Raw genomic sequence first — 24,020 nt, 5'->3', positions numbered from 1 at the left:
TCCCCGAAAGATAATTTTTTCATACATATTCGTTTCTTATCTGTGTAAAATACACATTATTATACCATAAAAACAATCAGTTGAAATGAACAACGTTTATAAAATGATACATCCCTGAATGGGAAGGAGCCCATCTTTTATTCTTTCTAACCAACTGGATGCAGAAGTTTTCTTAATTAAATGTGTGAACCAGGTGAGGAATAACCTTTTAGGTGAGAATCATTTACTTCACGGTTGGATTCTTTTTTGACTCACTTTCCATTTCACCGTAGGGAGTGTAAATCTTTGCATGTCCTCTGATTTTTATGGCCGATGTATGCTCCGTGAATTGAGCTATCATCACTTCCCCTGAGTCAAGCTTCTCAGAATGATGAAACTTGGTATCGGTCCCTCTTGTCAACCCAATCACGTTTACGCTATCTTCAATGGCTTTAATGACTACAAAATCACTTGAGAATTTTTCGTCCATTTCTATTCTCCCCCTATATCCTTAGTCTTTAATGAATGCCAATACTTCGGCCCGAGTACGATGGTCCTTTGCAAAAGACCCTCTCACCGCTGAGGTCACTGTTTTAGACCCTGGTTTTTTCACGCCCCGCATGGTCATACACATATGTTCAGCCTCTACTACAACCATCACACCATGTGGCTCCAGCTTCTCCATAATCGCATTTGCGACGGTCGATGTTATGCGTTCTTGCAATTGTGGTCGTTTTGAAACCGCCTCGACAGCTCTGGCTAACTTACTCAAGCCTGTCACTTTTCCGTTTTTAGGGATGTAAGCGACATGGGCTTTCCCGTAAAAAGGCACTAAATGATGTTCACAAACCGAGTAAAAAGGAATATCCTTCACAAGAACAAGCTCTTCATGATTTTCACCAAAAACCGTATCGAAATATTCTTTTGGATCCTGATTCAGCCCTGAAAATATTTCTTCATACATTCTAGCCACGCGCGCTGGAGTATCTAGTAACCCTTCTCTCCCAGGATCTTCCCCAACTGCCTCAAGAAGCATCTTCACCGCTTCTTCTATTTTTGCATGGTCGACATTTGCCATTCCCTTACCCCCTATTTAAATTGAACTAATATGTATTAGAAAAAAACACAAGACAAAACGCCTGGCATTTAATGTTCTTTCATCAAAAGGCCTTTTAACCAGTATAAAGATCAATAAATAATTCATGTACCATTCATTGCATTCATTGATACTTATTATTATATTATCTTTTCTTCAGTATTCACTGCCTTTTATAATAGCATAGATAGAAATTAAGAAGCAAAAAAAGACCGCGTATGCACGCGGCCCTTTTTGTCGGTTAAGCACCCGTATGTAATGGTAAAATTACTTCACTGCATCTTTCAGTGCTTTACCAGGTTTGAAAGCTGGCACTTTGCTAGCTGCAATTTCGATTTCGTCACCAGTTTGTGGGTTACGACCTTTACGAGCCGCACGTTCACGAACTTCAAAGTTACCAAAACCGATCAATTGTACTTTATCTCCAGATTTTAGAGCTTCTAAGATTGTATCAAAAACAGCATCAACAGCTTTTGTAGCGTCTTTCTTAGAAATTTCAGTTGCTGTAACAACTTCATTAATTAATTCTGTTTTGTTCATGCCATTCACCTCCTCCCAAAAGGATCTTTATAAAAAATCATTATTACAACACGATAATAGTGATTTGATATTTAATTCAATGGGAACTTTTCCTACTGCTAACCATGTGTAACCTATCTTGAATAATTTTTCAAAAGGACACATCAGCTAAGTTAAAAATAGGTTGAAACCGCTGTTATAACGCGTTTTCTGTATGTAGATTATCACAAATCCTATTCGCTTAGCAAGGGAATTCAAAAAATAATGGGAATCTTTTCATAAAAAATTGTATAATTTATAAATTTTGTCTCCCGCTAATCATCATTTCCCTTTTTTATAGAAAGTAAACTCCTAATCCCACTGAAAATCGCATAACACTAGGGTTTTTAGAGATTCCATTAAAAACTTACTAAAAAATCGTATCGGTCAGATTCTTTTTACCCTTATAAGGACTGATGTAATCCTAACAATAAAAAGACCAATCCGACGAACGGAATTGGTCCCATTTAATAATATGGTTCCTTATAAAATGATCGCTATTAAACCACCACTACCTTCATTGATGATTCTTTCAAGCGTCTCCTTCAACTTATACCGAGCATTATCTGGCATCATGGCTAGTTTCACCTGAATTCCTTCTCTAACATATGAGCTTAGGCTTCGGCCAAAGATATCGGAATTCCAAATGGAGAGTGGATTATCTTCGAAATCCTGCATTAAATACCTGACTAATTCTTCACTTTGCTTCTCCGTACCAATGATCGGTGAAAACTCTGATTCGACATCTACCTTTATCATATGAATAGATGGGGCAACCGCCTTTAACCTGACCCCGAACCTGGCTCCCTGACGAATGATTTCCGGCTCATCCAAGCTCATATCGTTCAAAGATGGAGCCGCTACACCATATCCGGTTTGCTTAACCATCCTTAAAGCATCTGCTACTTGATCATATTCGGCCTTGGCATATGCAAAGTCCTGCATAAGGGATAGGAGGTGATCCTTGCCACGTATCTCGACACCGACAATTTCCTTCAGGATATCGTCGTAGAGTTCATCTGGGGCATATAAGTCGATTTCAGCCACACCCTGCCCCATTTCTATCCCCGCGAGTGCAGCATGGTCAATAAATTCAAACTCATTAAAATGCCCGACTACCCGGTCAACATCCCTTAGACGTTTGATGTCTTTTACAGTCTCTTTGACCGCTTCCTGATAGCTTTCCCTTAACCAATGGTCTTCTCGGAGGACCATTACCCAACTCGGAAGGTTGACGTTGACTTCAAGAACCGGAAACTCATAGAGAGCTTCACGAAGCACACTGTATACATCCGATTCGCGCATCCCTTCCACACTCATCGCCAATACAGGGATATCGTACTTTTCCTGTAAAGAATCCCTCAGTGCCACCGTATTTGGATGATGGGGTTGCACGGAATTAATGACTATAATAAACGGCTTTCCAACCTCTTTCAATTCTTCGATGACCCTTTCCTCGGCCTCTAAATAATCACTGCGGGGAATTTCACCAATTGTCCCGTCTGTTGTAACCACAATCCCTAAAGTTGAGTGATCCTGGATTACCTTCCGTGTACCAATTTCTGCTGCTTCATTGAAAGGGATCGGTTCTTCGTACCATGGAGTATGAATCATACGGGGCCCATTTTCATCTTCATACCCTTTGGCCCCAGGTATTGTATACCCTACACAATCGACTAATCGAATATTCACTTCTAGACCTTCCGCTACCTGAATGGAGGCTGCCTGGTTAGGCACGAACTTAGGTTCAGTCGTCATGATTGTTCTTCCCGCTGCACTTTGCGGCAGTTCATCTTGAGCTCTTGCTCGGTCTGCTTCTGACGGTATATTCGGAATGACAACAAGCTCCATGAATTTTTTTATAAATGTGGATTTCCCTGTCCTGACAGCTCCAACTACACCTAAATATATGTCTCCACCGGTTCTTTCAGCAATATCTTTAAAAATATCTACCTTTTCCAAGGTATCCCCTCCCGAATTAGCGTTTTGGGATCACGATTATCCATTTACTCATGTTTAGGACACTATATGTCTATGATGTTGTCCGAAAAATTTATTCCGATTATTCCCGTACCCATACTCCTCCACCAACAGATTTTATATAAGGGTTTTTATTTTAAAAGTAAGATAAAATGAAGATAAAGAAATAACCCTTCCCCTACAATATATTTTGTAGAAGAAGGGTTATGACTATTTTGTGAGAAATATTGGGCTTTTACTTTTTTCATCGATAGTATATGGCAGTGAATAAGCTGGAACGAATTCCGAACTATCCACAAGAAGTTCCCGAATATCTTCTCCCGTCTTGATTTTTCCATCATGCTGCTGCAGTACATCATATAAATCCGGTGTGTAATCAACATAAAGATTTCCATCCCCATCCACCACTAAATAAAGGTCCTTTTGTGAGTAGGGGCTCGTAACAGTTGGTGCTTCCTTTAGACCCATCTTTTTATAATCAAGCGTAAAGACATTTTCCGATATCCTCTCTTTATAAGGGGGATACCCGTTACTTTGCTGATATGCCTGCAACCGTAAAGAAATATCTTGAATTTTCTGGGCCATCCGGACATCCAAAAGTTTCACCGTCGGATCGTTCTCTACGTTCACTAAGACATATTGAAAAACCCCTCCCGATTCATAAGCATTATCAGGCGGTTCCGCCATATACCTTGGTGAGATTTTCGTGAACTTGATTACATACTTTTGATAAATCGGAGTGTCCGCTTCTTTCGTCACAATGGGAAGAATCCCGCCTTCGTCTTCCTTAAATTGATCAACAGCGCTTTGAACAGATTGAATTTGTTCTTTATATGGTAATTGATTTTGAACTTTTTGCTTCTGAGGATACAAACAGCCTGTCAATAATCCAGAGATGCATAATAAACATAATATTTTGAAAGAATTTCTCATCATATCTCCTCACCTATTAAGTGGTTGGGCCGCTCAGAACAACGATAAGGATGATCAAGCCGGCTAGAAGCATAAGTATGTATGCAATAATTGCTGTTAAGCCTTTCCAGATTCCTTTTAGTTTATAACGACTTCCATAAATAAGTAGGATAGAGATAACCATAAAGCCCATCGCTATAAAGGATATCCACATTTTTTGCAGAGCTGGTGTCATATCATCTTCACTCCTTTTTCCAGAAATTATTATAACATACCAAATTACGTTAAAGGTATTAAATCGTTGTCCAAACTGTTTAAATTATTGCTCAATTAGCTTTTTCGTTTAAAAATAATGTTTAAAAAGTTAAGAAAAGAATAACCAGTTTGACAAAATAACAGCCCAGCAACAACTTTTTTCATGAAGGATGCTATAGTCATTCACTTAGCCGAAAAGAGGCCAACACATGGTTTTGAATTGTTTCATAGCCCAATAGAAACAATGGCACTTCCACACGTCCAAAACCCTCTTGTGGAGTCACGATTCGAGTGATGATGAGTTCCCTTGGTTAACATTTACTGCTGACAGGGGAAAAACTTGAACATATGAAGGATATTTCTCCATAAAAAAAAGCAGAAGATAATAAGATATCTTCTGCCATTTGACTAAATCCCCCGTGCCGAGGTCAAATTACTAGTTTACTTTCGTTGCATTGTATGCTGATACCTTGTAACTCGCATCCTCAAATGCCCATTTTAATGAAATTCTTTTAACAGATTTACAGTCCATGGAATTATTTTTCCTGTCTATTATCCAATATGTTAAAAAGTTCTTCCATTTCATTGGTTTTTGAACGGTTCATCAAGAGATCAACAGCCTTCTTCACTTCTTCCCCATTAAATAACACACGATATAGGGCTTCAGTGATTGGCATGTTCACATCATACTTATGAGCTAGCTGATAGGCTGCTTTAGTCGTTCTGACACCTTCAACGACCATACCCATATTTTCTAATACTTCTTCTAGGTTTTGCCCTTTACCAAGCAAATTTCCGGCTCTCCAGTTCCGAGAGTGCACGCTTGTACATGTCACAATCAAATCGCCGATGCCAGCTAAACCTGAAAATGTAAGGGGATTGGCACCCATTGCAACTCCTAGTCGAGAAATTTCCGCCAGTCCACGCGTAATCAAGGCAGCCTTTGCATTATCCCCATAACCCAAACCATCCGTTATTCCGGCAGCCAAAGCTATGATGTTCTTCAAGGCTCCTCCGATTTCAACACCAACCAAATCCGGGTTCGTATAGACACGGAAAGAATGATTGATAAAAAGGTCTTGAACCTTTTCTGCGGCTTTCATATTTTTAGATGATACGGCAACCGTTGTTGGATGGCGCTTACTTACCTCTTCAGCATGGCTTGGCCCAGAAAGGACCACTATATCTTTAAGCCATTCCGGCGAAGAGACTTCTTCAATCATCTCGGAAATACGAAGTAGAGAATCTGGCTCGATACCTTTACTCACATGTACAATCGTTAACGGAATATCGTGAACCGCTTCAATTTGCCCAAGCACTTCACGATAGGCTTTAGTCGGAACAGCCAAAATAACGATTTCAATGCCACTTAAAGCCTGTTCCATAGAGGAATAGCCCTTAATCCCCAATGGCAGCTCAATTCCTGGCAAATATTTATTATTGGTATGTTCTACATTTATTTCATCAATCTGCTTCGGGTTATGTCCCCATAATCTCACTTCATGCTGGTTATCGGCTAACACCATGGCTAGAGCGGTTCCCCAGCTACCGGCACCAATAACAGCGATGCTTTCTTTTTCATTCACCATTGTACATACCGCCTTTCTATTTTCTTTGGCGTCCAAAAATCCGTATCGGCGTTCCTTCGAATCCAAAGGCATCCCGAATACGATTTTCTAAAAATCTCTCATATGAGAAATGCATTAACTCTGGATCATTAACGAATACAACGAAAGTAGGCGGCTTGATTGCCACTTGTGTCGCATAGTAAATTTTCAAACGGTTACCATTATGTGTAGGTGTTGGATTCATGGCTACTGCATCCATAACCACTTCATTCAGGATATTTGTTTGAACGCGTATAGCATGGTTTTCGCTAGCTCGATCAATGACCGGCAACAATGTATGCGTGCGTTTCTTAGTTAGGGCAGATAGATAAATAATCGGAGCGTAATCAAGGAATTGGAAATTATCCCGGATTTTTTCTTCAAATTCCTTCATCGTCTTTTCGTCTTTCTCGATGGCATCCCATTTATTGACCACGATGATAACCGCTCTACCCGCTTCATCAGCATATCCAGCAATTTTCTTGTCCTGTTCGCGGATGCCTTCCTCCGCATTCAGAACGACCAGAACAACATCAGAGCGTTCAATTGCTCTTAAAGCACGAAGAACACTATATTTCTCTGTGCTTTCATACACTTTCCCTTTTTTCCTCATACCTGCCGTATCAATGATGACATACTCTTTGCCATTGAATTTGTACGGTGAATCAATTGCATCACGTGTCGTACCTTCGATATCACTTACGATAACACGTTCTTCCCCCAATAAAGCATTCACTAGGGATGATTTACCGACATTTGGGCGTCCAATCAGACTGAATTTGATTACGTCGTCAGCATAATCCTGGCCACCGTATTTAGGGAAATGTTTAGCGGCTTCATCCAACAGATCACCAAGCCCCAGTCCATGTGAACCTGAAATTGGGAATGGATCGCCAAAACCTAGAGCATAGAAATCATAAATTTGATCTCTCATTTCTGGGTTGTCCACTTTATTGACAGCAAGAACGACTGGCTTTTTCGATCTATAGAGGATTTTAGCAACCTCTTCATCTGCTGGAGTTACACCTTCACGTCCATTCGTCATGAAGATGATAACATCTGCTTCATCAATGGCGATTTCAGCCTGCGAACGAATTTGTTCCAGGAATGGCTCATCACCGATGTCGATTCCACCTGTATCAATGATATTAAAGTCATGAGTTAACCATTCACCTGAACTATAAATCCTGTCTCTTGTTACTCCTGGAACGTCCTCAACGATTGAAACACGTTCTCCCACTATTCTATTAAAGATTGTTGATTTACCAACGTTTGGCCGACCAACTATCGCAATTACCGGTTTTGGCATTGCTATTCACCCTTTCTGCTACTATATCTCTGTCAAAGTCACGAAATTCATGAATGCATTCTTTTAATATTTCATCTGCACTGTGATTTTCATTAATTCCTTTTTAAGGAAAAGGCTGTATGGATCATCATATAAAGGAAACTTCCATCAGTACAAGAAAATACCTATACTGTTGGCAAGTTAAACGTATCAAGTATATACAGGCATGAGTCCGCCTATCCCCTTGTTCCTAAGAGAACATATGGCAAATCCGCTGCTTGCTAAACATGATTAAAAACAGCCAAGAAAAAATGAAGACAGCCAAAAAACACCTTCGGCAACAGCTTCCATTTAATATAATTAGAGCACTTTACGATTTATCTACAGACCTCTAACTATCCTATAGTACCAAATTTCTCACTAATCAACAATGATTGTATGCATAAAAGCCCATTCTCCTACAATATTCCCCGCAAAAACTCCTTATGAAAAGTATTATATTAAACAAATTTTTATCCTATCTATTGGGTAAAGTTCTCCTTCCTTTCCTCCGACAATACCCTTGCTTGTGATGATGCAAAAATATATCCACATAAGACCTCGAGCAATCGCCAAAGAGCATTGGCCGTCAATACCATGACTACATTATCATGCCATGCATAAGATAGCGCCACGTAAGTCATCAAATGGAAATGAAGGAGGCCTGAATACACAAGATCGCCCAGCGTCATTCCTAACAACAGTACCGACATGCGCGATTTCCAGTCTTTAAACAGTAAGAGAATCAAATAATTCAGGAAAATGCAAAGAAGATAGGGCGCCTTGATAAATAGCCAAATGGGATCTAGTAAAGAGAACAACTGAAAACTTGCATAGGCCAGAGTGACAATCAAACTTCCTATAACAAGCTCTATTGTTTTCAAGGGAGATCGCTTTCTTATGTATACACACAGAATAAGAAAAAGATATAGCCCACTAATATGCATAGTAAAGGAGGATACCTCAAGGGTATATCCCACAAGGACCATGATAGCTAACAGATGGAAAAGGAAATCGAATCGATAGGCAACGGTTTTAGGAATAAAAAACATGACACATACCCACACTATCCATGAAACCCAATAAAAAAATATTCCATCCATAATAGCTTCTCCCCTTTTTAAGAAACATTATGGGTTATTTATGGTAAGAATAAACATGGCGATTTTTTTGATAAGTTACTAAATGCATGCCTGACAATAAAGGAGGTGTAATCTCGTGGGCAAAGACCGCCAAGAAAAGAAATTAAGGGAAAGCAAACGTTTGGAATCGGATCGGGACCAGTCCCTCGATAAAAAAGGGGCAACCAAGCTGGAAAGTCCTGAAGATGCAAGAAATAGAAACCATTGACCACTAAAAAAAGAGCACCATCTATTGTCATGATAACAATAGATGGTGCTTCTTTTATTGTCATTTTGCATAGGAAGTGCAGTCTATCCCTCTTTGAGTCAACCAGTGATAGGTATCACCGGAGATCACGACCTTTGCCTTTCTAAGCTCGGAAATATTAATAGCACCAAGTGCCGTCATAATAATCTTAAAATCGTCATGTATGTAATTTATTTCCCTAATTAGCTGCTCTAAACCGCTTTCTTTATGCACCTTCAAGAAATGGCCAGCTATCCCTATTCCACTTGCTCCTAAAGCTAAGCTTTTAGCAATCTCTAAAGGATTCTGAATACCGCCTGAACCCACGACTGACAATGCGGGTGAAACATTTACCGCTTCTACTATGGAAGCAGCAGTGGGAATACCCCATTCATTAAAATATCCGAGTATTTTGGAGCGTCTTTCATTTTCAATCCTAGCAAAATTCGTTCCACCGAAACCGCCCACATCTATTATGGAAACTCCAACAGAATGCAATTGCTCTACGGTTTCCTTACTCATGCCAAACCCTACTTCTTTTATTATGAGTGGAACTCCTAAATTTTTATTGATTTCTTCTATCCTAGACAGTATACCTGCAAAATCCCTATCTCCTTCAGGCATGGTCAACTCTTGAATGGCATTGATATGAATCTGGAATGCATCAGCCTCAATCATATCGCTCGCTCGCTTTGCTTGTTCAACAGTGGCTTCACCACCAAGATTTCCAATTAGGATTCCATTAGGATTCTCTTGTCTTACCACTTTATATGAAGCTTCCTGACTGGGATCTTTAATGGCTCCCATTTGTGAACCGACTGCCATGGCCATTCCAGTTTCCCTGGCAGCAATGGCCAGTTCCCTATTGATTTTTTCAGTTTCCAGTCCACCGCCGCCGGTCATGGCATTTATGAAAATTGGCGAACTTAATGTAAGTCCGCCAATTTCCGCCGTAATATCCACATTATCCAATGAAATCCCAGGTAAGCTTTGGTGAACAAACGAAACATCTTCAAACCCGGATTTACGTTGCTGGCCTGTTTTCAATGCAATGTTTATATGGTCTAATTTTCGTTGTGCTCTCTCCAAGGCTCTCTCCAATTATTATCTTATTTTAGTTTTTTTAATTGATCGCCAATCATTTCACCAAGCTGGAACCCTTTTGTTTCAGCCGGAATTTCATAATCCGACGAGTAATTAGATTGTGGATCTTCCAGTTCTTTGATGCTTAATGATAACCGTTGATCCGCTTCATTGACGTCCAAAATCTTCACTTTGACCGACTGACCCTCTTGCAGGACTTCCTGCGGTGTTGCTATATGTTTGTGAGATATCTGTGAAATATGGACCAATCCTTCCACTCCGGGAAAGATTTCAACAAAGGCACCGAAGGAAACAAGACGTTTAACTACACCTTCTTGTATCGATCCTTTTGCTGCTTTATCAGCGATATCCACCCATGGACCAGGAAGGGTATCCTTTATGGATAAAGAAATTCTCTCGTTATCACGGTCAATCGAAAGAACTTTCACCTGTACTTTATCGCCTTCAGTCACGACATCTGACGCTTTATCGACATGTTGGTGAGACAGTTGAGAAATATGAACAAGTCCGTCTACGCCACCAATATCAACAAAAGCTCCGAAATCGGTTATTCTTTGTACAGTTCCCTCAATCACTTGGCCACTTTCAATTCCATCAAGAACACTAGCTTTCTGCTTTTCCTTTTGCTCCTGTACAACTGCCCGATGGGAAAGAATCAAACGGTTCTTATCCTTCTCAAGTTCGACAATCTTGAATGTTAAAGTTCGGTTTTTATAATCAGAAAAGTCCTCAACAAAGTAGTCTTCTACTAAAGAAGCTGGAACAAAACCACGTACGCCTAGATCTACAACAAGTCCGCCTTTGACAACATCTTTGATTTCTGCTTCAAATACGACTCCATTTTCAAATCTTTCTTCTAGGTCATCCCACGCTTTAAGAGCATCAATTTTACGTTTTGATAGAATAAGAGCTTCTTCTTCCACTTTGATAACTTCAAGCTCTAAGATGTCTCCTTCTGAAACGGCATCAGATGCTTTTTCGACATGCAGGCTTGACAACTCGCTGATAGGAATGATCCCACCGGACTTGCTGTTTTCCACATCGACAATGACCTGTTTTTCTTCTACCTTTGAAACGGTTGCTTTAACTTGATCCCCAACATTGTAATTGTTCACTTCTACTTGATTCATATCTTCTGTCATTACTAACTCCTCCTTAACCCATGACTGATCAGCAAATTCATCGGCCATATATTTTATTTAAAGTGATTGGATAAAACCACTTTTTATAAAGATAAACCAGCCTCTTTTTAGGGTAAAAAGGTCAAATTACCTTTTTTATTCCTTTAAAGGAATATTACCCCTAATTTATAAATTCTAACAAAATCAGTGAATTGTCAAGCGGAAAGGATTATTTATGTTCAGAAATCAATTTTCCGATATGCGCCATAACGATTTTGGTCGCTTCATCAGCTGAAATCCTTTTCTCCCGATATTCTGTAAAGTCAATTGGTGGGCCGTAAACGACCTTTAGAGGGCGCAGTAATTTATATGGTCCAATTATCGCACAAGGAATTATCACAGCTTCGGATCGCAATGCGAAAAAACCGGCTCCTGCCAAACCTTCTTGCAATTCACCCGTTTTGCTTCTGGTACCTTCGGGAAATAGCCCAAGTACTTTGCCTTCTTTTAAAAGCTTCAGCCCTTTTCTAAGTGATTCCCGATCGCTATTTCCCCGCTTTACGGGAAAAGCGTTTACCCTAGGTAATATACCCTTTAATATAGGTGCATGAAACAACTCTTCCTTCGCCATGAAGTGAATATCCCTTGGAGACGTCATTCCGACGACGGGCGGGTCCAAATTATCAATGTGATTGGCACAAATCAGCACCCCTCCCTCTTCAGGTATATTTTCCTTCCCTAACGTTTTAACCCTATAAGCAGGCATTAAAACGCCTTTTACGACGTTTTTACCAAAAGTATAAAAATCCAAGGTCATCTTTTCCTTTCTTCTATCAATGACATGATACTTTCTGCCACTTCTTGGATGGATAGCGAAGTCGTGTCAATCTCGACAGCATCCTCTGCCTTTTTCAAAGGGGAAACTTCTCTCTCGGAGTCGAGCTTGTCCCTAGTTGCAATTTCTTCTTTTAAGATCTCAATATCAGAAGGGAATCCTTTTAGTAGATTTTCCTGATGTCTTCGCTGAGCCCTTTCATCCACAGAGGCAATTAGGAATACCTTAACCTCGGCATTCGGCAGTACATGGGTACCTATATCTCTGCCGTCCATGACCACTCCGCCATTTTCACCAAACATTTGCTGCCTTCTAACCATTTCTTCCCGAATGCTTCTGTGCTTTGCCACTTCTGAGACAGACCCGGTCACTTCATTGTTTCTAATTTGAGCGGTAACATCCTCATTATCCACAAACACCAATTGTCCCGCTTCACTCGGTCTTAAAGATATATCGGTATCGATCAACATATTGAATAAAGCGTTCTCATCATTCAGGGCAACCCCGTGATTCAACGCTTTATAAGTTAATGACCGGTACATCGCACCTGTATCTACATATATGTAATTGAACTTTTCTGCAACAATTTTTGCAACCGTACTTTTTCCAGCAGCAGCTGGTCCATCGATTGCAACTGATAATTTTTTTGTCATAAATCCTCCCAAGAATCCTACGATCATGATGATAGTTTACTACCCCTTCATTTTATCACAATTAGCGAGAAAAAGATTAATAAAAGGGCGTGTCAATTGAAAATCACGTCTGTTTAAAACACCTTATCCGTATTTATCCGAGATTCCTTGCTAAAGGCATGTTCATCTAGAAAAAGGCGGGAATCCCGCGCTTTTATTTTGATGTCCCATTAAAGGTTTCAATAATTTTAGTATAGTTATTTGTATTGACCCCTTCATACTTTGAAAGCTTTGTCAGCTCAAAGATGCGATCTTCCTTACTTAGAAGAAGTTGAAAAAAAAGCAAACAGATTAGTTGGATGATTATCACTTTAATTAAAAGCCTTTCAATTGTTTTCATGAACTGTCCCTTCCAAACTAGGTAATACAATCAGTATGGAAAGAAATCCGACTTCTCATTCACCTCAATTACATATACAGACCTTTTTTCTTCAAGTCCACTTGCTTTTCAAAAATGAACCTCATCAATGTTTGAACCTCATTTCTTGGAGGGTCTATAAATTGAATATGAAGTAACCTATTGCCATGGTCCTTCTCCGTCACCCTTATCACTTTACTTTTCAACCGCAAGTATTGAATTTCCCCTGACTTTAATGTAAGGGCCATCCATAGATATAGTTCTGAGACAGATCCGATATCCACACCTTTTAAAAGCCTGATTGAAGCCCCACCCGCACTGATGTCCTCGGTCAGGGCTCGGAATGGGGAAAACTCATACTGTATGGGATGCAATGCGATATCCACCGTTACATCAAGACGGACATACTGTCTCCTCTGAATTTTCACAAACGTCTCTACTTCGGGTACCATTAGTTGAATCATCGGGATTTGCCCTTTCACTTTGCCCAATACCTCGGAATCAAAAATATAAACGGCTTGTTCCTCATCCGTAAAGGAAATGTTCAGTTGAGTTCCATCCACTAGAAATACAACTTTTCCCGTCTCGATATTTATGGGGTAGTCTACATAAACGCAACCAGATTCCATTTCTACGACCATACATTTAAACTTTTCCTTTTGGGAAGAGTATTTTTGCTCTAGCGTCAGCATATCACCTATTTTAAACATTGTGTCTACACGTCCTTCGTTATTCTTAAAAAGGATCACCACTGAAGGAATTAATGAAATTAAACCCTTAATTTATTCCACATAATCCATAAAAAGTTTATTTGTATTATGTCATGGAAATGGAAAAAGGAAAAGTACCTAGGCACTTTTCCCTATATTTATTTTAAATATTAGTGTGGATGTTATATTAGATTAACTTTTCATAAACAGGTTCTGCATTTTTCAATTTTTCTACCTTTTCTTCCCTGCCGTTGTCAGCATTAATGAAAATTCGGTAGGTATCTTCCTTAATCGTTCCAAGAAACTCGTAACAAAGTACCTCTTCACCTATGTCATTTATAATTAATGCCTTTCCCTGCTCCATGATTTTGACGTTCGGATTAATTTTTTCTTTCGCTTCTTTTTCTGTAATTGTGGCGTCACCAATATCCCTAATCTTATTTGCTTTTAAATATTCTTCTGCAGAAAATCCGATGATGGATCCATCGTCCAAAGCCACTTTTACCTTGACCGAGTCTGGGTAAACCCTTATTCCATTGACAGAAGAGACAAAATTAAACAGACCTATGTGACCATATTGCACACTTTCAAACAACTCAAGCGATCTAAAGTCATGTTTCTTAAGAAAAGCGGATGCTTTACCGTAAGCTTGATTTAAATCAATATTCGTTTTTTGCACCTCCCGATTATTGATATACCAGATGGGATAACCACCCTTTTTGGTCATATCCATATTCACCTCGGTATCCTTTTCCTTATCCAGGATACTTATGCTATAAAATCCATAATCAGAGCCTTTTCCGTTTTCTTCAACATTTACTTTCACATTTTCACTTTGATTATTTGAATACGCTCGCGCGGCCGTGACAGCCTCTTTTTTCGTCAATGCTTTCCCGTTTAAATTTTGATAATTTTTGTCCTTCTGCTCTGCAGAGATATATGTTGGATTCATTTCATTCGTTTCACCATATCCTGCGACTTTTTTCTCTACCGTTTTAAACCCATCAATGATTGTATTATCATTATTCTCTTTACCCGTCGCTAGCGCTAACTCGACATCCATCCATCTTAAATTATTTTTAAGTACAAGATATTGCACTTTTCTTAACTCACCTTGAATATCTCCAGCTTGAGTATACAAAGAATTTAAATTCGCGTATTCTTTATCGCTCAGCGGCTGCTTTTCCAAATCACGAACCGCCGTTCGGTAACTGAAGTCTGCGATTTTCGATAAAAATTCTTCTGTCTTATTAAAAGGAAGTAAGGTCAGTGGCAGCTGCCCAACATCACTCTGTGCCTCAGAAGTGATTCGCCAAACGTCGGTAAGGGCTGGACTTAAAGAATGTTGTGAATTCATGGCGAGCGTACTCCCAATTTTGTCATGTAATAGGTCCACCTGATAGCTTAAATCATGAAAGGCCCGCTGATACGTGTTTTCGGCATTAATTAATACAGCATTTTTTTCTTTATGTTCTTGGTATCCCCAAAAGGCAGTTCCTCCAACGACTAAAACAAGCAGGACAATTACTATATTCCTAACCATAATTCATCACCTCTTTACTTACAGAAAATATGCTTTCCGATTTTTTTAATTTGTGGTCTGGACCAAATCCATTTGCTTGTTGCTGTTTCAGGATTGAAATAATATTCCGCATTACCGCTTGGGTCCCAACCGTTAATCGCATCCAAGACCGCTTCTTTCGCCCTTTCGTTCGGAGTCAACCAAATTTGCCCATCCGCAACTGCCGTGAACGCACGAGGCTCAAAAATCACGCCTGAAACGGTATTTGGGAACGAAGCGCTCTCCACCCTATTGAGGATCACTGCGGCCACTGCAACCTGCCCTGTATATGGTTCGCCTCTGGATTCCCCATATACGGCATTTGCCATCAGTTGGATATCATTCTGTGAATATCCTCCTGGAAGGTTCGCAGATGTAGCGGTACCTGTAGACTTATTATCCGATGTAGAGTCATTCGCCTTACTTGTAGAGGCATTCTCTTTATCTTTAACTTTTACTTGCTTATCAATGTCGACTCCCCCGTAATAGGTAAACTCATTTCCTTTATTGATCTGGTCATGGACAAATTCCTTATTGAAATTAGATGCATCTGAAAGTTTCTTTTTTGTCGTTGACCCTGCAAGACCGTCGATCGGCAGGCCGAAGTCTTCTTGGAAATTACGTAGTGCCCAATAAGTTCCCCAGCCATATGCCCCATCGATTTTCCCTTGATAATAACCAATGTTTTGTAAGCGTGCCTGTAATTCAATTACATCATCGCCAACAGCGCCCCTTTGAATAACTTGACTCGAAAAGGCATTTGTTCTTGTTTCCGGGAAAATTCCGAAACAAATCGTTATGCATGAAAGTAGCAAGAGCCACTTCCACGTTGACGAAATTCCTTTCATCAAAAACACTCCTCTTTACTTGAATTAACGTTATTCTATTTTCTTCTTAACCCGCGCTTTTATTCCAAGGCAATAAAAAACGGAGTGGGCAAATTATGCCAACACTCCGAAATAAGAAATAATATTATTTACTTAGATAATGATTTTGAGAAATCTTTTCTGCATGAAACTTTGACAATAAACGGGCTTTTTTCACTTTTTTCATTCCCAGCCACCATAGGTAAACCATAAAGGGCATGATTAAATGTACCCAGAACTTCTGGGAAATTAAAATATAATCATAGATGCCATGTAACAAAATCGGGATAATCAATGCCAGGAATACGTACAACCTATTATTATCAGCGGAAAATTTTGCTTTACCCAAATAATACCCCATGATTACGCCGAACAAGGCATGGCTCGATACCGGCAGGATCGCTCTACTGAAAGCATGCTCCACACCATTCGCTAGCAGGTACAAAATGTTTTCCATTGTTGCGAAGCCAAGGGAAACTCCTGCCCCATAAACGATCCCATCATATGGTTCATCAAAGGCAATATGCTGATAAATGACGTAGATAAGTATGAACCACTTAAAAAATTCTTCAAGCAAAGCTGCCCATAAAAATGCATTGGCGAGATTAGTATCTAAAATGTGTTCCGTTTCGAGCACATATTGTATAAACATAATTGGTAGAACAAGGAATACACCGAATAGAAAAATTTTGATGACCACCGAAATGGGTTCGGTATCATATTGATCTTTCAAATAAAAGTAGCTGAGTAACGCCAACCCTGGCGCAATAGCCGCTGACAAAATGACCAGCATGGCCGACCTCTTTTCTTTTCCTTAATCGTACCATGGAATGGAGAAAAATAAAATCCTGTAATTAGTCTTCCTGTTTTTTTACTTGGTCAATATTTAAAGTGCTTTCCGTCTATAGCTGCTTCACTCGCCAGAATGATTGCTAATTTAATACGCGCTTTTTTACTGTCATAATCCGCGCCCAGAATCACTCCTCTATGCTTTAAGTCTGCAGCACTACCTACATAGTCATATGCGGGGTATACCTTCCCCTCCTCAGCAGCTGTAGTCATGACGATGGTAACCCCTTTATCGATTGCATCTTGGATGGCAGGCACCATGTGCGGGGTTACTTGACCTCTACCAACCCCCTCAAGTACGATTCCTTTGGCATCATGTTCGACAGAAGCCTTAATATAAATACCATCGGCGCCAGTGTGGCATTTGATGATATCAACTCTCGGTATATTACGTTGAATCTCAAAACTCTCCCTGTATAATGGTTTTTGATAGATGCTAACGACTTCGTTATCAATAATCCCCAAGTACCCATACCCATAGGATTCGAATCCTTGTAAATTGGAAGCATGTACTTTCTTAACATACTTTGCCGAATATATCCTTTCGTTAAAAACTACGACTACCCCTACATTTTCAAGAAGAGGGCTCGCAGCAGTTAAGATAGAGTTTCTTAAATTGGAATACACATCTGTTCCAACTTCTTGCGGAGACCGTTGCGAACCCGTCACCACAATCGGGCGATTGTCATTAATTGTGAGATCCAAGAAGAAAGCCGTTTCCTCTAATGTATCCGTACCATGGGTCACAACTATTCCAGCCACATCCGGATCTTTCAATTCTTCTTGAATTGCTTGTTTAAGTTCATCCATTCTATCTAAATCCATGGACATGCTCGGTATTTGAAAAAGATCAACCAGTTTAACTTCAATTTCCTTTGGTAGCTCGCAAAGGGATGCCAACTCTTTTCCACTCAAAGCGCCTGATGATAACATGCCGCCCGTGGTTTCTTTACTTGCAATCGTTCCACCTGTCGTGATTAATGATATTTTCTGCATTGTTACCCAGCTCCTTATTTACATATCCTTTGAAGCTAAATGTTGAGCAATTAATCCGCCGTGGAACCTGCCATTTTCAATGAAAATTTCATTGGCATTATTTCCTGCTGCCAGGACACCCGCGATATAAAGGCCTTCAACATTTGTCTCCATCGTCTTCTCATCATAAGTAGGTCTTCCTGTTTCTTGATCAATCGAAATGCCCATTGCTGCTAAAAATGAATGATCGGGGTGGTAACCCGTCATGGCAAATACAAAATCGTTTTTAATTACCTTTTGCACGTCACCAACATGATAAGCCACACTATCATCAGTGATCTTATCTACAGTGGCGTTAAATTCCATCACGACTTTACCATTACGAACCAATGACTCGAACTCAGGAAGAATCCATGGTTTAATACTTGTAGAAAATTCGGATCCTCTATAAAGGACTGTAACCCTTGCCCCGGCCTTGACCAATTCCAGTGCTGCATCCACACTTGAGTTTTTACCACCAATGACAGTAACGTCACAGTTAAAGTAAGGATGTCCCTCCTTGAAATAATGGAACACTTTAGGAAGCTCTTCGCCCGGAATGCACATATAATTAGGATGATCATAATAACCTGTAGCTACGATGACACGTGACGCCGTATAATTACCTTTAGATGTTTTAACGAAAAAGCGTCCGTCATCCTGTTTTCTCACTTCTTCAACCTTCTCGAACTTATGTACCCGTAATTCTTTTCTCCTGACAACTTCCCTATAGTAGGCCAGTGCCTGATTTCGCACGGGTTTCCGATTTTCGGTAATGAATGCCGTATCCCCTATTTCTAACTTTTCACTGGAACTGAAAAAGGTCTGATGGGTAGGATATCGATAAATGGAATCGACTACGTTTCCTTTTTCTATAACAAGGGCCTGAATTCCCTCTTCTTTTAGAGCAATAGCAGCTGACAGTCCACATGGGCCCCCACCGATTATAATTACTTCTTCTTCATTCATTTTACACGCACTGCCTTTCCAACAATAATATTAAGTTATATTCTTCTCCTATTAAAAAATCCTATCATTAAATGATAGGATTTTTTACATATCTTTTCAATGATAATGCTCGTACGCTCTAGCAATACAAGTTAATCATACATCATTAAATTATTAAATCCATCCACGGAAGCGAGATGCTTCTGCCATTTTCCTAACACCGACCATATATGCTGCCAATCGCATGTCAACACGTCTGGATTGGGAAAGATCATAAATGTTATTGAATGATTTCACTAGTATTTTTTCGAGCTTTTCGTCAACTTCTTCTTCAGACCAATAATATCCCTGATTGTTTTGGACCCATTCGAAGTAAGATACGGTAACGCCCCCAGCCGAAGCCAAGACATCAGGAACCAATAAGATTCCACGATCCGTTAGAATTTGCGTAGCTTCTATAGTAGTCGGTCCATTGGCCGCTTCAACCACGATGGAAGCTTTAATGTTTGAAGCATTCTCTTCCGTGATTTGGTTTTCAATGGCGGCTGGAACCAAAATATCGCAATCCAATTCTAGAAGTTCTTGATTAGTGATTGTCGTTTTGAACAGTTTTGTAACCGTACCGAAACTGTCTCGACGGTCAAGTAAATAATCAATATCCAAACCATCTGGGTCATGAAGTGCACCATAGGCATCGGATATACCGATCACTTTAGCACCGGCATCATGCATGAATTTCGCTAAGAAACTACCTGCATTCCCAAATCCTTGTATGACGACTCGTGCCCCTTTAATATCAATGCCGCGTTTCTTAGCCGCTTCATTAATGCAGATGGTCACACCTTTAGCTGTTGCAGATTCACGTCCATGAGATCCACCTAGTACAAGAGGTTTACCAGTAATGAAACCAGGCGAGTTGTATTCATCTATACGGCTATATTCGTCCATCATCCACGCCATGATTTGTGAATTAGTAAATACATCTGGTGCAGGAATATCCTTTGTGGGTCCTACGATTTGGCTGATTGCACGGACATAACCCCGGCTAAGTCTCTCCAATTCCCGGAAGGACATATTACGTGGATCACATACAATTCCACCCTTCCCACCACCATAAGGAAGATCAACAATGCCACATTTCAAGCTCATCCAAATGGACAGTGCTTTTACTTCACGTTCCGTCACATTCGGATGAAAACGAATGCCACCTTTTGTAGGACCAACAGAATCATTATGCTGTGCCCTATATCCTGTGAAAATTTTGACGGAACCATCATCCATACGAATTGGCATTTTCACCGTCAATAATCGTAAAGGCTCTTTTAAAAGCTCAAATACTTCTTCAGGATACCCCAGTTTGTCCAGTGCTTTATGTATTACTGTCTGGGTAGACTTTAGCACGTCATGTTTTTCTTCCTCATTCACATGGCTATTCCCTTTTGCCGATTCCATTATAGTACCCCCTATATAATCTAGATCCATTATTATTAGTGATAAGTGCTCTTCAGTGCTAGTATACACCTTCGCAATATTAAAGCAAAGAGTAAAAATGGGAATTTAAAAGTTAGAAATATTCAAAAAATGAAAACGGTAACATTTACGTTTATATACTTGATACTTCCCCTAATCTTAGAGGTTAAACCGAAAAGGAACGAGGTTATCCAGGCAAACCGTTTTCGGCTATATTTGAAGTGTCTGCCCTGTCTCCTCTTTTCTACTAAATGAAATGCGTGATTAAAACATGTATGGCTTCCTTTTCAATTAGGCGGGTTCCGTATTCATTTATGCGGGATAATGTCAGCGTCGAAGCATGGCCATATTCGGCTGCAAGGGAGATGACCGTTTCATAAGTTGCATCCCTAACACCCTCAATCAATAAATAGTATTTTCCTTCATAAAAATAAAGGGCACTATTGAGCATCCCTTGGAGGGTCAGACGATGACACAACTGAATTACATCTTCAAAATCGTGGAAAACATAAAGAATATGGGAAGATTCATCAACTTTAACCTGCAAATCCAGAAATTCTTCTTCCTCAGTAAATAATTCTTCTTCATCCTTCGTTACTATAATGATCAACCCTTGAGCAGGTAGGGAAAATATTTCAATGGCAATCGAACCACTCATTTTAAAACTGAGCTCTTCACAAGCTTCTTCCACCATATCTTGAAACAATTTGTGCACTTTCAAGGAATTCCCTAAGATGTCTTCTTTTGTGATGCCTCTATCAATTAAATCATCGAGGGTCAAAAAAATCTTAATCTTATTGTTCGTTAATCGTTCCAGTTTCATAAAAAAATGCCCCCTGGTTTCCATCTTCATACATCATATGAAGACTTGGTCTCAAGGTGCATATCCATTATTTATGAGGAAAACATTAAAATTTCAACCACTTATTCCAATCCGATTGGAGACCGCCAATGAATACATGCTTGAATTTATTACGGTCATCGTCAGAAAGATGATTCAGCGCTTCTCCCCCAAGACCTATTTTCAGGTCAGGGAACTCCTGCCATAGCTCATCTATCAACTTTAAAGTTCCCGGGAGATTCTCAGAAAGCGAACATGACATAAAGAGGTAAGATGGTTTGATTATATTCAATACAGTAAAGAGGTCTTCATCAGCTATCGATTCACCTAAATAAACCGTTTCATACCCTTTTCTTTTTAAGAAGATTGTGAAAATCAGCAAACCGAATTCATGCTTTTCCCCTGGCGCACAAACGGTTAGTGCTTTTGGCAATAAACCACTTGTCGGGATAGTATGCATAATCGAACTGATTCTAGCTTTGATAATGGATGAAGCAAAATGTTCATGGGCTGAAGTAATTTCACCATTTTCCCATTTATTGCCTATTTGAACCAAGATACCTCCAAGTACTTCAACTACCGTTTGCTCGATACTGTACATACTGAATGCCTGACTAATAATCAGCTGGGCCTTATTTTCATTGAAGCTTAACAGTGCATCAAGGAGTTCATTCGCTAATTTGAGCGTTTGTTCATTATTTTGCTTGGTTTCGTGGACATCTTCCGCTATCCTTTCAGATCCTTCAAGCAACGAAACGGCTTGACTAATCGTGAACCCTTGGTCTGTTTTATTGATTAACCACTTTAGGATTTGCAGATGCTTTTCCGTATACAATCTGTGACCTGAATCATTCCTGATAGGTTCAATAAAGTGATAACGTCTTTCCCACGCCCGTAAAGTACCTGGCTGGATACCTAGCAGTTTAGAAACTGCCTTAATATTATATTTACCTTCTTGCATAAGTTTACAAGGCCTCCAATAACAGAACATCATTGATGAAATTATAGTGGATTAATTCCACTCTGTAAAATTCAAATATGCTCATTGAGTTAACGGCCTAATAGATTTTCTCCAAAACCTCTCCATATTCTGTAGATTTCCCTTTTTTCAATGTGAACAGATGGGTTTCCGGCTTTGCCTCAAGCCTTAATGGCACAGTACTTGTCCCATATCCATTACTAGTTATGTACATGCATTCCGTTTCGTTCCTTATGCCTCCCAAACGATATGGGCCAAATCCAAATATGCGTATCTGCCCACCATGGGTATGCCCCGAAAGAACGAGACTGATACGATTTTCTGACTTTAGTTGTTCTTTAACAAGTGGATTGTGACTGATCAAAATCCGAAAATGCTCATCCCCGCAGTCCGAAAGAGCAAGGTCGAGTCTGTCTCTTTCAACTGAAATATCATCTATGCCTAAGAGAGCAACCTTTTCTCCTGACTCCGACTCAAAAGAAACGGAAGTGTTATCCAATATCTTGACCCCGAGATTCAGAAGTGAGGCATCCAATTCATGAAAGTCCCCTTCGTAATCATTATTCCCCCATACAAAATATATAGGACCAATCTCTTTCAGTTTCAAGATATTTTTTTCTACCCGCTCTAAAGGGACTCCACTTTCCCTAATATCCCCTCCAATAATGACTAAATCCGCTTTACCAACGACATCTTCGATTAAACGATCCGATATGATTCTCCGATGTAGATCGGAAATAAAAAAAATCCGAATTTCCCCAAATCCTTCCGGAAAGTTGCTGAAATATAAATCCTGGATAAGTAGCCTATCTTGTTTAGCTGTACGCCACATGTAAAAAACCATCACACATATAAGCAGTACCAAACCCAAAAACACATAAACCAAAAACATCTTTCATTAAACCTTCTTTCTTTTCAATTACCGAAATCCTTCCGAAACTTACTCATAAAACCATAATACCCGCTATTCAATATTCCTAACTAGGAGTTTATTTATTTTCATGAAATAAGTTAATATCATAGTTCTTCTTCATCATGTCAAATACCTTGTGCCGATTTTTCCATTCATCCTCTTTTTCCCACAACTGTTTGCTTTTGTTGATAATTTCACATCGAAGCAATTGAAATTCCTTTTCTGCTTTATCCATTTTCTTTTTGATCATCATCATATAACCATAGATTCCGGTCGTCGCAGCCAAAAATAAAAAATGGCTAAAATGGTCAACAAAGACACTGAACATCTTAAAGAACGAATAGGAATAAGGAACAACTATATATAAATAAAGATATATCAAGAAAAGAGCAGCGATAATCATTGTTGCCCATAAACTATGAAGATGCTTCTTTTTGAGCGTCTCGAATTTTTTTTTGCGGACCACAACATTCTGTAACATTTGTTTTGCCGCCTGATCGGTTTTATCATCCAATAAAATGATTGCCGGTTCCATTTATCTTCCCCCTCTTTCCTAATCCTTCAAATCATGATATGAGGTTGTCTTGGAAAAAATGATAATGGGGGCGGACCTTTACTATAAATAACCCAACCTTAGGAAAAAAAGCACCCTGTCGATCTTAAGAGACAGAGTGCTT

The 24,020-nt window shown here is 39.6% G+C and carries 26 protein-coding genes; 1 reads left to right on the top strand and 25 read right to left on the bottom strand.

Going from position 1 to position 24,020, the window contains the following annotated elements; genetic code table 11:
* Positions 1-223 precede the first annotated feature (223 nt).
* The 9 genes from mtrB to ACIQXQ_RS08675 all read right to left on the bottom strand — a co-directional run bounded on the left by mtrB (position 224) and on the right by ACIQXQ_RS08675 (position 8,817).
* Positions 224-469 carry a trp RNA-binding attenuation protein MtrB gene (gene mtrB, locus ACIQXQ_RS08715; RefSeq protein WP_402869175.1) on the bottom strand — a complete coding sequence of 82 codons (246 nt, stop codon included), beginning with the start codon at positions 467-469 and terminating at the stop codon, positions 224-226.
* A gap of 21 nt (positions 470-490) precedes the next feature.
* On the bottom strand, positions 491-1,057 hold the full coding sequence (gene folE / locus ACIQXQ_RS08710) for a GTP cyclohydrolase I FolE (protein WP_402956686.1): 567 nt from the start codon (positions 1,055-1,057) through the stop codon (positions 491-493).
* Between the two features lie 285 nt (positions 1,058-1,342).
* A complete protein-coding gene (locus ACIQXQ_RS08705) occupies positions 1,343-1,615 on the bottom strand; it encodes an HU family DNA-binding protein (RefSeq protein ID WP_318683240.1) in 273 nt (90 codons plus the stop codon).
* 501 nt (positions 1,616-2,116) lie between these two features.
* A complete protein-coding gene (gene spoIVA / locus ACIQXQ_RS08700) occupies positions 2,117-3,595 on the bottom strand; it encodes a stage IV sporulation protein A (RefSeq protein ID WP_402869179.1) in 1,479 nt (492 codons plus the stop codon).
* Positions 3,596-3,823: 228 nt separating this feature from the next.
* Positions 3,824-4,546: a hypothetical protein gene (locus tag ACIQXQ_RS08695; RefSeq protein WP_402869181.1), complete on the bottom strand. Its 723-nt coding sequence runs from the start codon at positions 4,544-4,546 to the stop codon at positions 3,824-3,826.
* Between the two features lie 16 nt (positions 4,547-4,562).
* Complete coding sequence (locus tag ACIQXQ_RS08690; protein WP_402869182.1) at positions 4,563-4,760, bottom strand: DUF2768 domain-containing protein; 198 nt, start codon at positions 4,758-4,760, stop codon at positions 4,563-4,565.
* A 556-nt stretch (positions 4,761-5,316) separates the two neighbouring features.
* Positions 5,317-6,369 (bottom strand): NAD(P)H-dependent glycerol-3-phosphate dehydrogenase, encoded by a 1,053-nt coding sequence (locus ACIQXQ_RS08685; protein WP_402956684.1) that lies wholly within the window; start codon positions 6,367-6,369, stop codon positions 5,317-5,319.
* Positions 6,370-6,385: 16 nt separating this feature from the next.
* On the bottom strand, positions 6,386-7,696 hold the full coding sequence (gene der, locus ACIQXQ_RS08680) for a ribosome biogenesis GTPase Der (RefSeq protein WP_402869186.1): 1,311 nt from the start codon (positions 7,694-7,696) through the stop codon (positions 6,386-6,388).
* 500 nt (positions 7,697-8,196) lie between these two features.
* Positions 8,197-8,817 (bottom strand): YphA family membrane protein, encoded by a 621-nt coding sequence (locus ACIQXQ_RS08675; RefSeq protein WP_402956682.1) that lies wholly within the window; start codon positions 8,815-8,817, stop codon positions 8,197-8,199.
* A gap of 115 nt (positions 8,818-8,932) precedes the next feature.
* Between ACIQXQ_RS08675 and ACIQXQ_RS08670 the strand changes: the two genes are divergently transcribed.
* On the top strand, positions 8,933-9,064 hold the full coding sequence (locus ACIQXQ_RS08670; RefSeq protein ID WP_402869190.1) for a YpzI family protein: 132 nt from the start codon (positions 8,933-8,935) through the stop codon (positions 9,062-9,064).
* Between the two features lie 60 nt (positions 9,065-9,124).
* Here ACIQXQ_RS08670 and fni read toward each other — a convergent pair whose 3' ends face one another.
* The 16 genes from fni to ACIQXQ_RS08590 form a co-directional block, all read right to left on the bottom strand.
* Entirely contained in the window at positions 9,125-10,171 is a 1,047-nt protein-coding gene (fni, locus tag ACIQXQ_RS08665; protein WP_402956680.1) for a type 2 isopentenyl-diphosphate Delta-isomerase, read from the bottom strand.
* A gap of 20 nt (positions 10,172-10,191) precedes the next feature.
* The gene (gene rpsA, locus ACIQXQ_RS08660) at positions 10,192-11,328 is read right to left on the bottom strand and encodes a 30S ribosomal protein S1 (protein WP_402956678.1); all 1,137 of its coding nucleotides are present in this window, start codon (positions 11,326-11,328) and stop codon (positions 10,192-10,194) included.
* 208 nt (positions 11,329-11,536) lie between these two features.
* Positions 11,537-12,124: a lysophospholipid acyltransferase family protein gene (locus tag ACIQXQ_RS08655; protein ID WP_402956676.1), complete on the bottom strand. Its 588-nt coding sequence runs from the start codon at positions 12,122-12,124 to the stop codon at positions 11,537-11,539.
* Complete coding sequence (cmk, locus tag ACIQXQ_RS08650) at positions 12,121-12,795, bottom strand: (d)CMP kinase (protein ID WP_402869198.1); 675 nt, start codon at positions 12,793-12,795, stop codon at positions 12,121-12,123. Before cmk ends, ACIQXQ_RS08655 begins: the two co-directional genes overlap by 4 nt.
* A gap of 193 nt (positions 12,796-12,988) precedes the next feature.
* On the bottom strand, positions 12,989-13,174 hold the full coding sequence (locus ACIQXQ_RS08645; protein ID WP_402869200.1) for a YpfB family protein: 186 nt from the start codon (positions 13,172-13,174) through the stop codon (positions 12,989-12,991).
* Between the two features lie 68 nt (positions 13,175-13,242).
* Positions 13,243-13,902, bottom strand: a complete 660-nt coding sequence (locus ACIQXQ_RS08640; protein WP_402869203.1) for a flagellar brake protein — start codon at positions 13,900-13,902, stop codon at positions 13,243-13,245.
* Positions 13,903-14,089: 187 nt separating this feature from the next.
* Complete coding sequence (ypeB, locus tag ACIQXQ_RS08635) at positions 14,090-15,445, bottom strand: germination protein YpeB (RefSeq protein WP_402869205.1); 1,356 nt, start codon at positions 15,443-15,445, stop codon at positions 14,090-14,092.
* A gap of 14 nt (positions 15,446-15,459) precedes the next feature.
* Positions 15,460-16,314, bottom strand: a complete 855-nt coding sequence (gene sleB / locus ACIQXQ_RS08630; RefSeq protein ID WP_402869207.1) for a spore cortex-lytic enzyme — start codon at positions 16,312-16,314, stop codon at positions 15,460-15,462.
* 121 nt (positions 16,315-16,435) lie between these two features.
* Positions 16,436-17,122 carry a glutamic-type intramembrane protease PrsW gene (prsW, locus tag ACIQXQ_RS08625; protein ID WP_402956674.1) on the bottom strand — a complete coding sequence of 229 codons (687 nt, stop codon included), beginning with the start codon at positions 17,120-17,122 and terminating at the stop codon, positions 16,436-16,438.
* Positions 17,123-17,208: 86 nt separating this feature from the next.
* Positions 17,209-18,174 carry an asparaginase gene (locus ACIQXQ_RS08620; RefSeq protein WP_402956673.1) on the bottom strand — a complete coding sequence of 322 codons (966 nt, stop codon included), beginning with the start codon at positions 18,172-18,174 and terminating at the stop codon, positions 17,209-17,211.
* Between the two features lie 18 nt (positions 18,175-18,192).
* Positions 18,193-19,161, bottom strand: a complete 969-nt coding sequence (locus tag ACIQXQ_RS08615) for a YpdA family putative bacillithiol disulfide reductase (protein WP_402956671.1) — start codon at positions 19,159-19,161, stop codon at positions 18,193-18,195.
* A 153-nt stretch (positions 19,162-19,314) separates the two neighbouring features.
* A complete protein-coding gene (locus ACIQXQ_RS08610; RefSeq protein ID WP_402869216.1) occupies positions 19,315-20,592 on the bottom strand; it encodes a Glu/Leu/Phe/Val family dehydrogenase in 1,278 nt (425 codons plus the stop codon).
* Positions 20,593-20,857: 265 nt separating this feature from the next.
* Positions 20,858-21,433 (bottom strand): genetic competence negative regulator, encoded by a 576-nt coding sequence (locus ACIQXQ_RS08605; protein ID WP_402956669.1) that lies wholly within the window; start codon positions 21,431-21,433, stop codon positions 20,858-20,860.
* Between the two features lie 85 nt (positions 21,434-21,518).
* A complete protein-coding gene (locus ACIQXQ_RS08600) occupies positions 21,519-22,412 on the bottom strand; it encodes a MerR family transcriptional regulator (protein WP_402869220.1) in 894 nt (297 codons plus the stop codon).
* A gap of 97 nt (positions 22,413-22,509) precedes the next feature.
* Positions 22,510-23,316: a metallophosphoesterase gene (locus ACIQXQ_RS08595; protein WP_402956975.1), complete on the bottom strand. Its 807-nt coding sequence runs from the start codon at positions 23,314-23,316 to the stop codon at positions 22,510-22,512.
* Positions 23,317-23,419: 103 nt separating this feature from the next.
* Positions 23,420-23,878: a DUF2663 family protein gene (locus ACIQXQ_RS08590; protein WP_402869222.1), complete on the bottom strand. Its 459-nt coding sequence runs from the start codon at positions 23,876-23,878 to the stop codon at positions 23,420-23,422.
* Positions 23,879-24,020 lie beyond the last annotated feature (142 nt).

The organism is Peribacillus sp. NPDC097198 (assembly GCF_044762055.1).
GTDB lineage: Bacteria > Bacillota > Bacilli > Bacillales > DSM-1321 > Peribacillus.
The sequence above is the reverse complement of the archived record's forward strand: the minus strand, read 5'-3'. Positions and strand labels throughout refer to the sequence as shown.

Bases quoted from the DNA above. Each gene is read 5' to 3' on its own strand.
- folE (WP_402956686.1), bottom strand. From the start codon at position 1,057: ATGGCAAATGTCGACCATGCAAAAATAGAAGAAGCGGTGAAGATGCTT.
- mtrB (WP_402869175.1), bottom strand. From the start codon at position 469: ATGGACGAAAAATTCTCAAGTGATTTTGTAGTCATTAAAGCCATTGAA.
- ACIQXQ_RS08675 (WP_402956682.1), bottom strand. From the start codon at position 8,817: ATGGATGGAATATTTTTTTATTGGGTTTCATGGATAGTGTGGGTATGT.
- ACIQXQ_RS08600 (WP_402869220.1), bottom strand. From the start codon at position 22,412: ATGCAAGAAGGTAAATATAATATTAAGGCAGTTTCTAAACTGCTAGGT.
- ACIQXQ_RS08615 (WP_402956671.1), bottom strand. From the start codon at position 19,161: ATGAATGAAGAAGAAGTAATTATAATCGGTGGGGGCCCATGTGGACTG.
- prsW (WP_402956674.1), bottom strand. From the start codon at position 17,122: ATGCTGGTCATTTTGTCAGCGGCTATTGCGCCAGGGTTGGCGTTACTC.
- ACIQXQ_RS08590 (WP_402869222.1), bottom strand. From the start codon at position 23,878: ATGGAACCGGCAATCATTTTATTGGATGATAAAACCGATCAGGCGGCA.
- ACIQXQ_RS08690 (WP_402869182.1), bottom strand. From the start codon at position 4,760: ATGACACCAGCTCTGCAAAAAATGTGGATATCCTTTATAGCGATGGGC.
- ACIQXQ_RS08645 (WP_402869200.1), bottom strand. From the start codon at position 13,174: ATGAAAACAATTGAAAGGCTTTTAATTAAAGTGATAATCATCCAACTA.
- ACIQXQ_RS08620 (WP_402956673.1), bottom strand. From the start codon at position 18,174: ATGCAGAAAATATCATTAATCACGACAGGTGGAACGATTGCAAGTAAA.
- rpsA (WP_402956678.1), bottom strand. From the start codon at position 11,328: ATGACAGAAGATATGAATCAAGTAGAAGTGAACAATTACAATGTTGGG.
- der (WP_402869186.1), bottom strand. From the start codon at position 7,696: ATGCCAAAACCGGTAATTGCGATAGTTGGTCGGCCAAACGTTGGTAAA.
- ACIQXQ_RS08605 (WP_402956669.1), bottom strand. From the start codon at position 21,433: ATGAAACTGGAACGATTAACGAACAATAAGATTAAGATTTTTTTGACC.
- ACIQXQ_RS08685 (WP_402956684.1), bottom strand. From the start codon at position 6,369: ATGGTGAATGAAAAAGAAAGCATCGCTGTTATTGGTGCCGGTAGCTGG.
- cmk (WP_402869198.1), bottom strand. From the start codon at position 12,795: ATGACAAAAAAATTATCAGTTGCAATCGATGGACCAGCTGCTGCTGGA.
- ACIQXQ_RS08705 (WP_318683240.1), bottom strand. From the start codon at position 1,615: ATGAACAAAACAGAATTAATTAATGAAGTTGTTACAGCAACTGAAATT.
- ACIQXQ_RS08610 (WP_402869216.1), bottom strand. From the start codon at position 20,592: ATGGAATCGGCAAAAGGGAATAGCCATGTGAATGAGGAAGAAAAACAT.
- ACIQXQ_RS08655 (WP_402956676.1), bottom strand. From the start codon at position 12,124: ATGACCTTGGATTTTTATACTTTTGGTAAAAACGTCGTAAAAGGCGTT.
- ypeB (WP_402869205.1), bottom strand. From the start codon at position 15,445: ATGGTTAGGAATATAGTAATTGTCCTGCTTGTTTTAGTCGTTGGAGGA.
- ACIQXQ_RS08640 (WP_402869203.1), bottom strand. From the start codon at position 13,902: ATGTTTAAAATAGGTGATATGCTGACGCTAGAGCAAAAATACTCTTCC.
- ACIQXQ_RS08695 (WP_402869181.1), bottom strand. From the start codon at position 4,546: ATGAGAAATTCTTTCAAAATATTATGTTTATTATGCATCTCTGGATTA.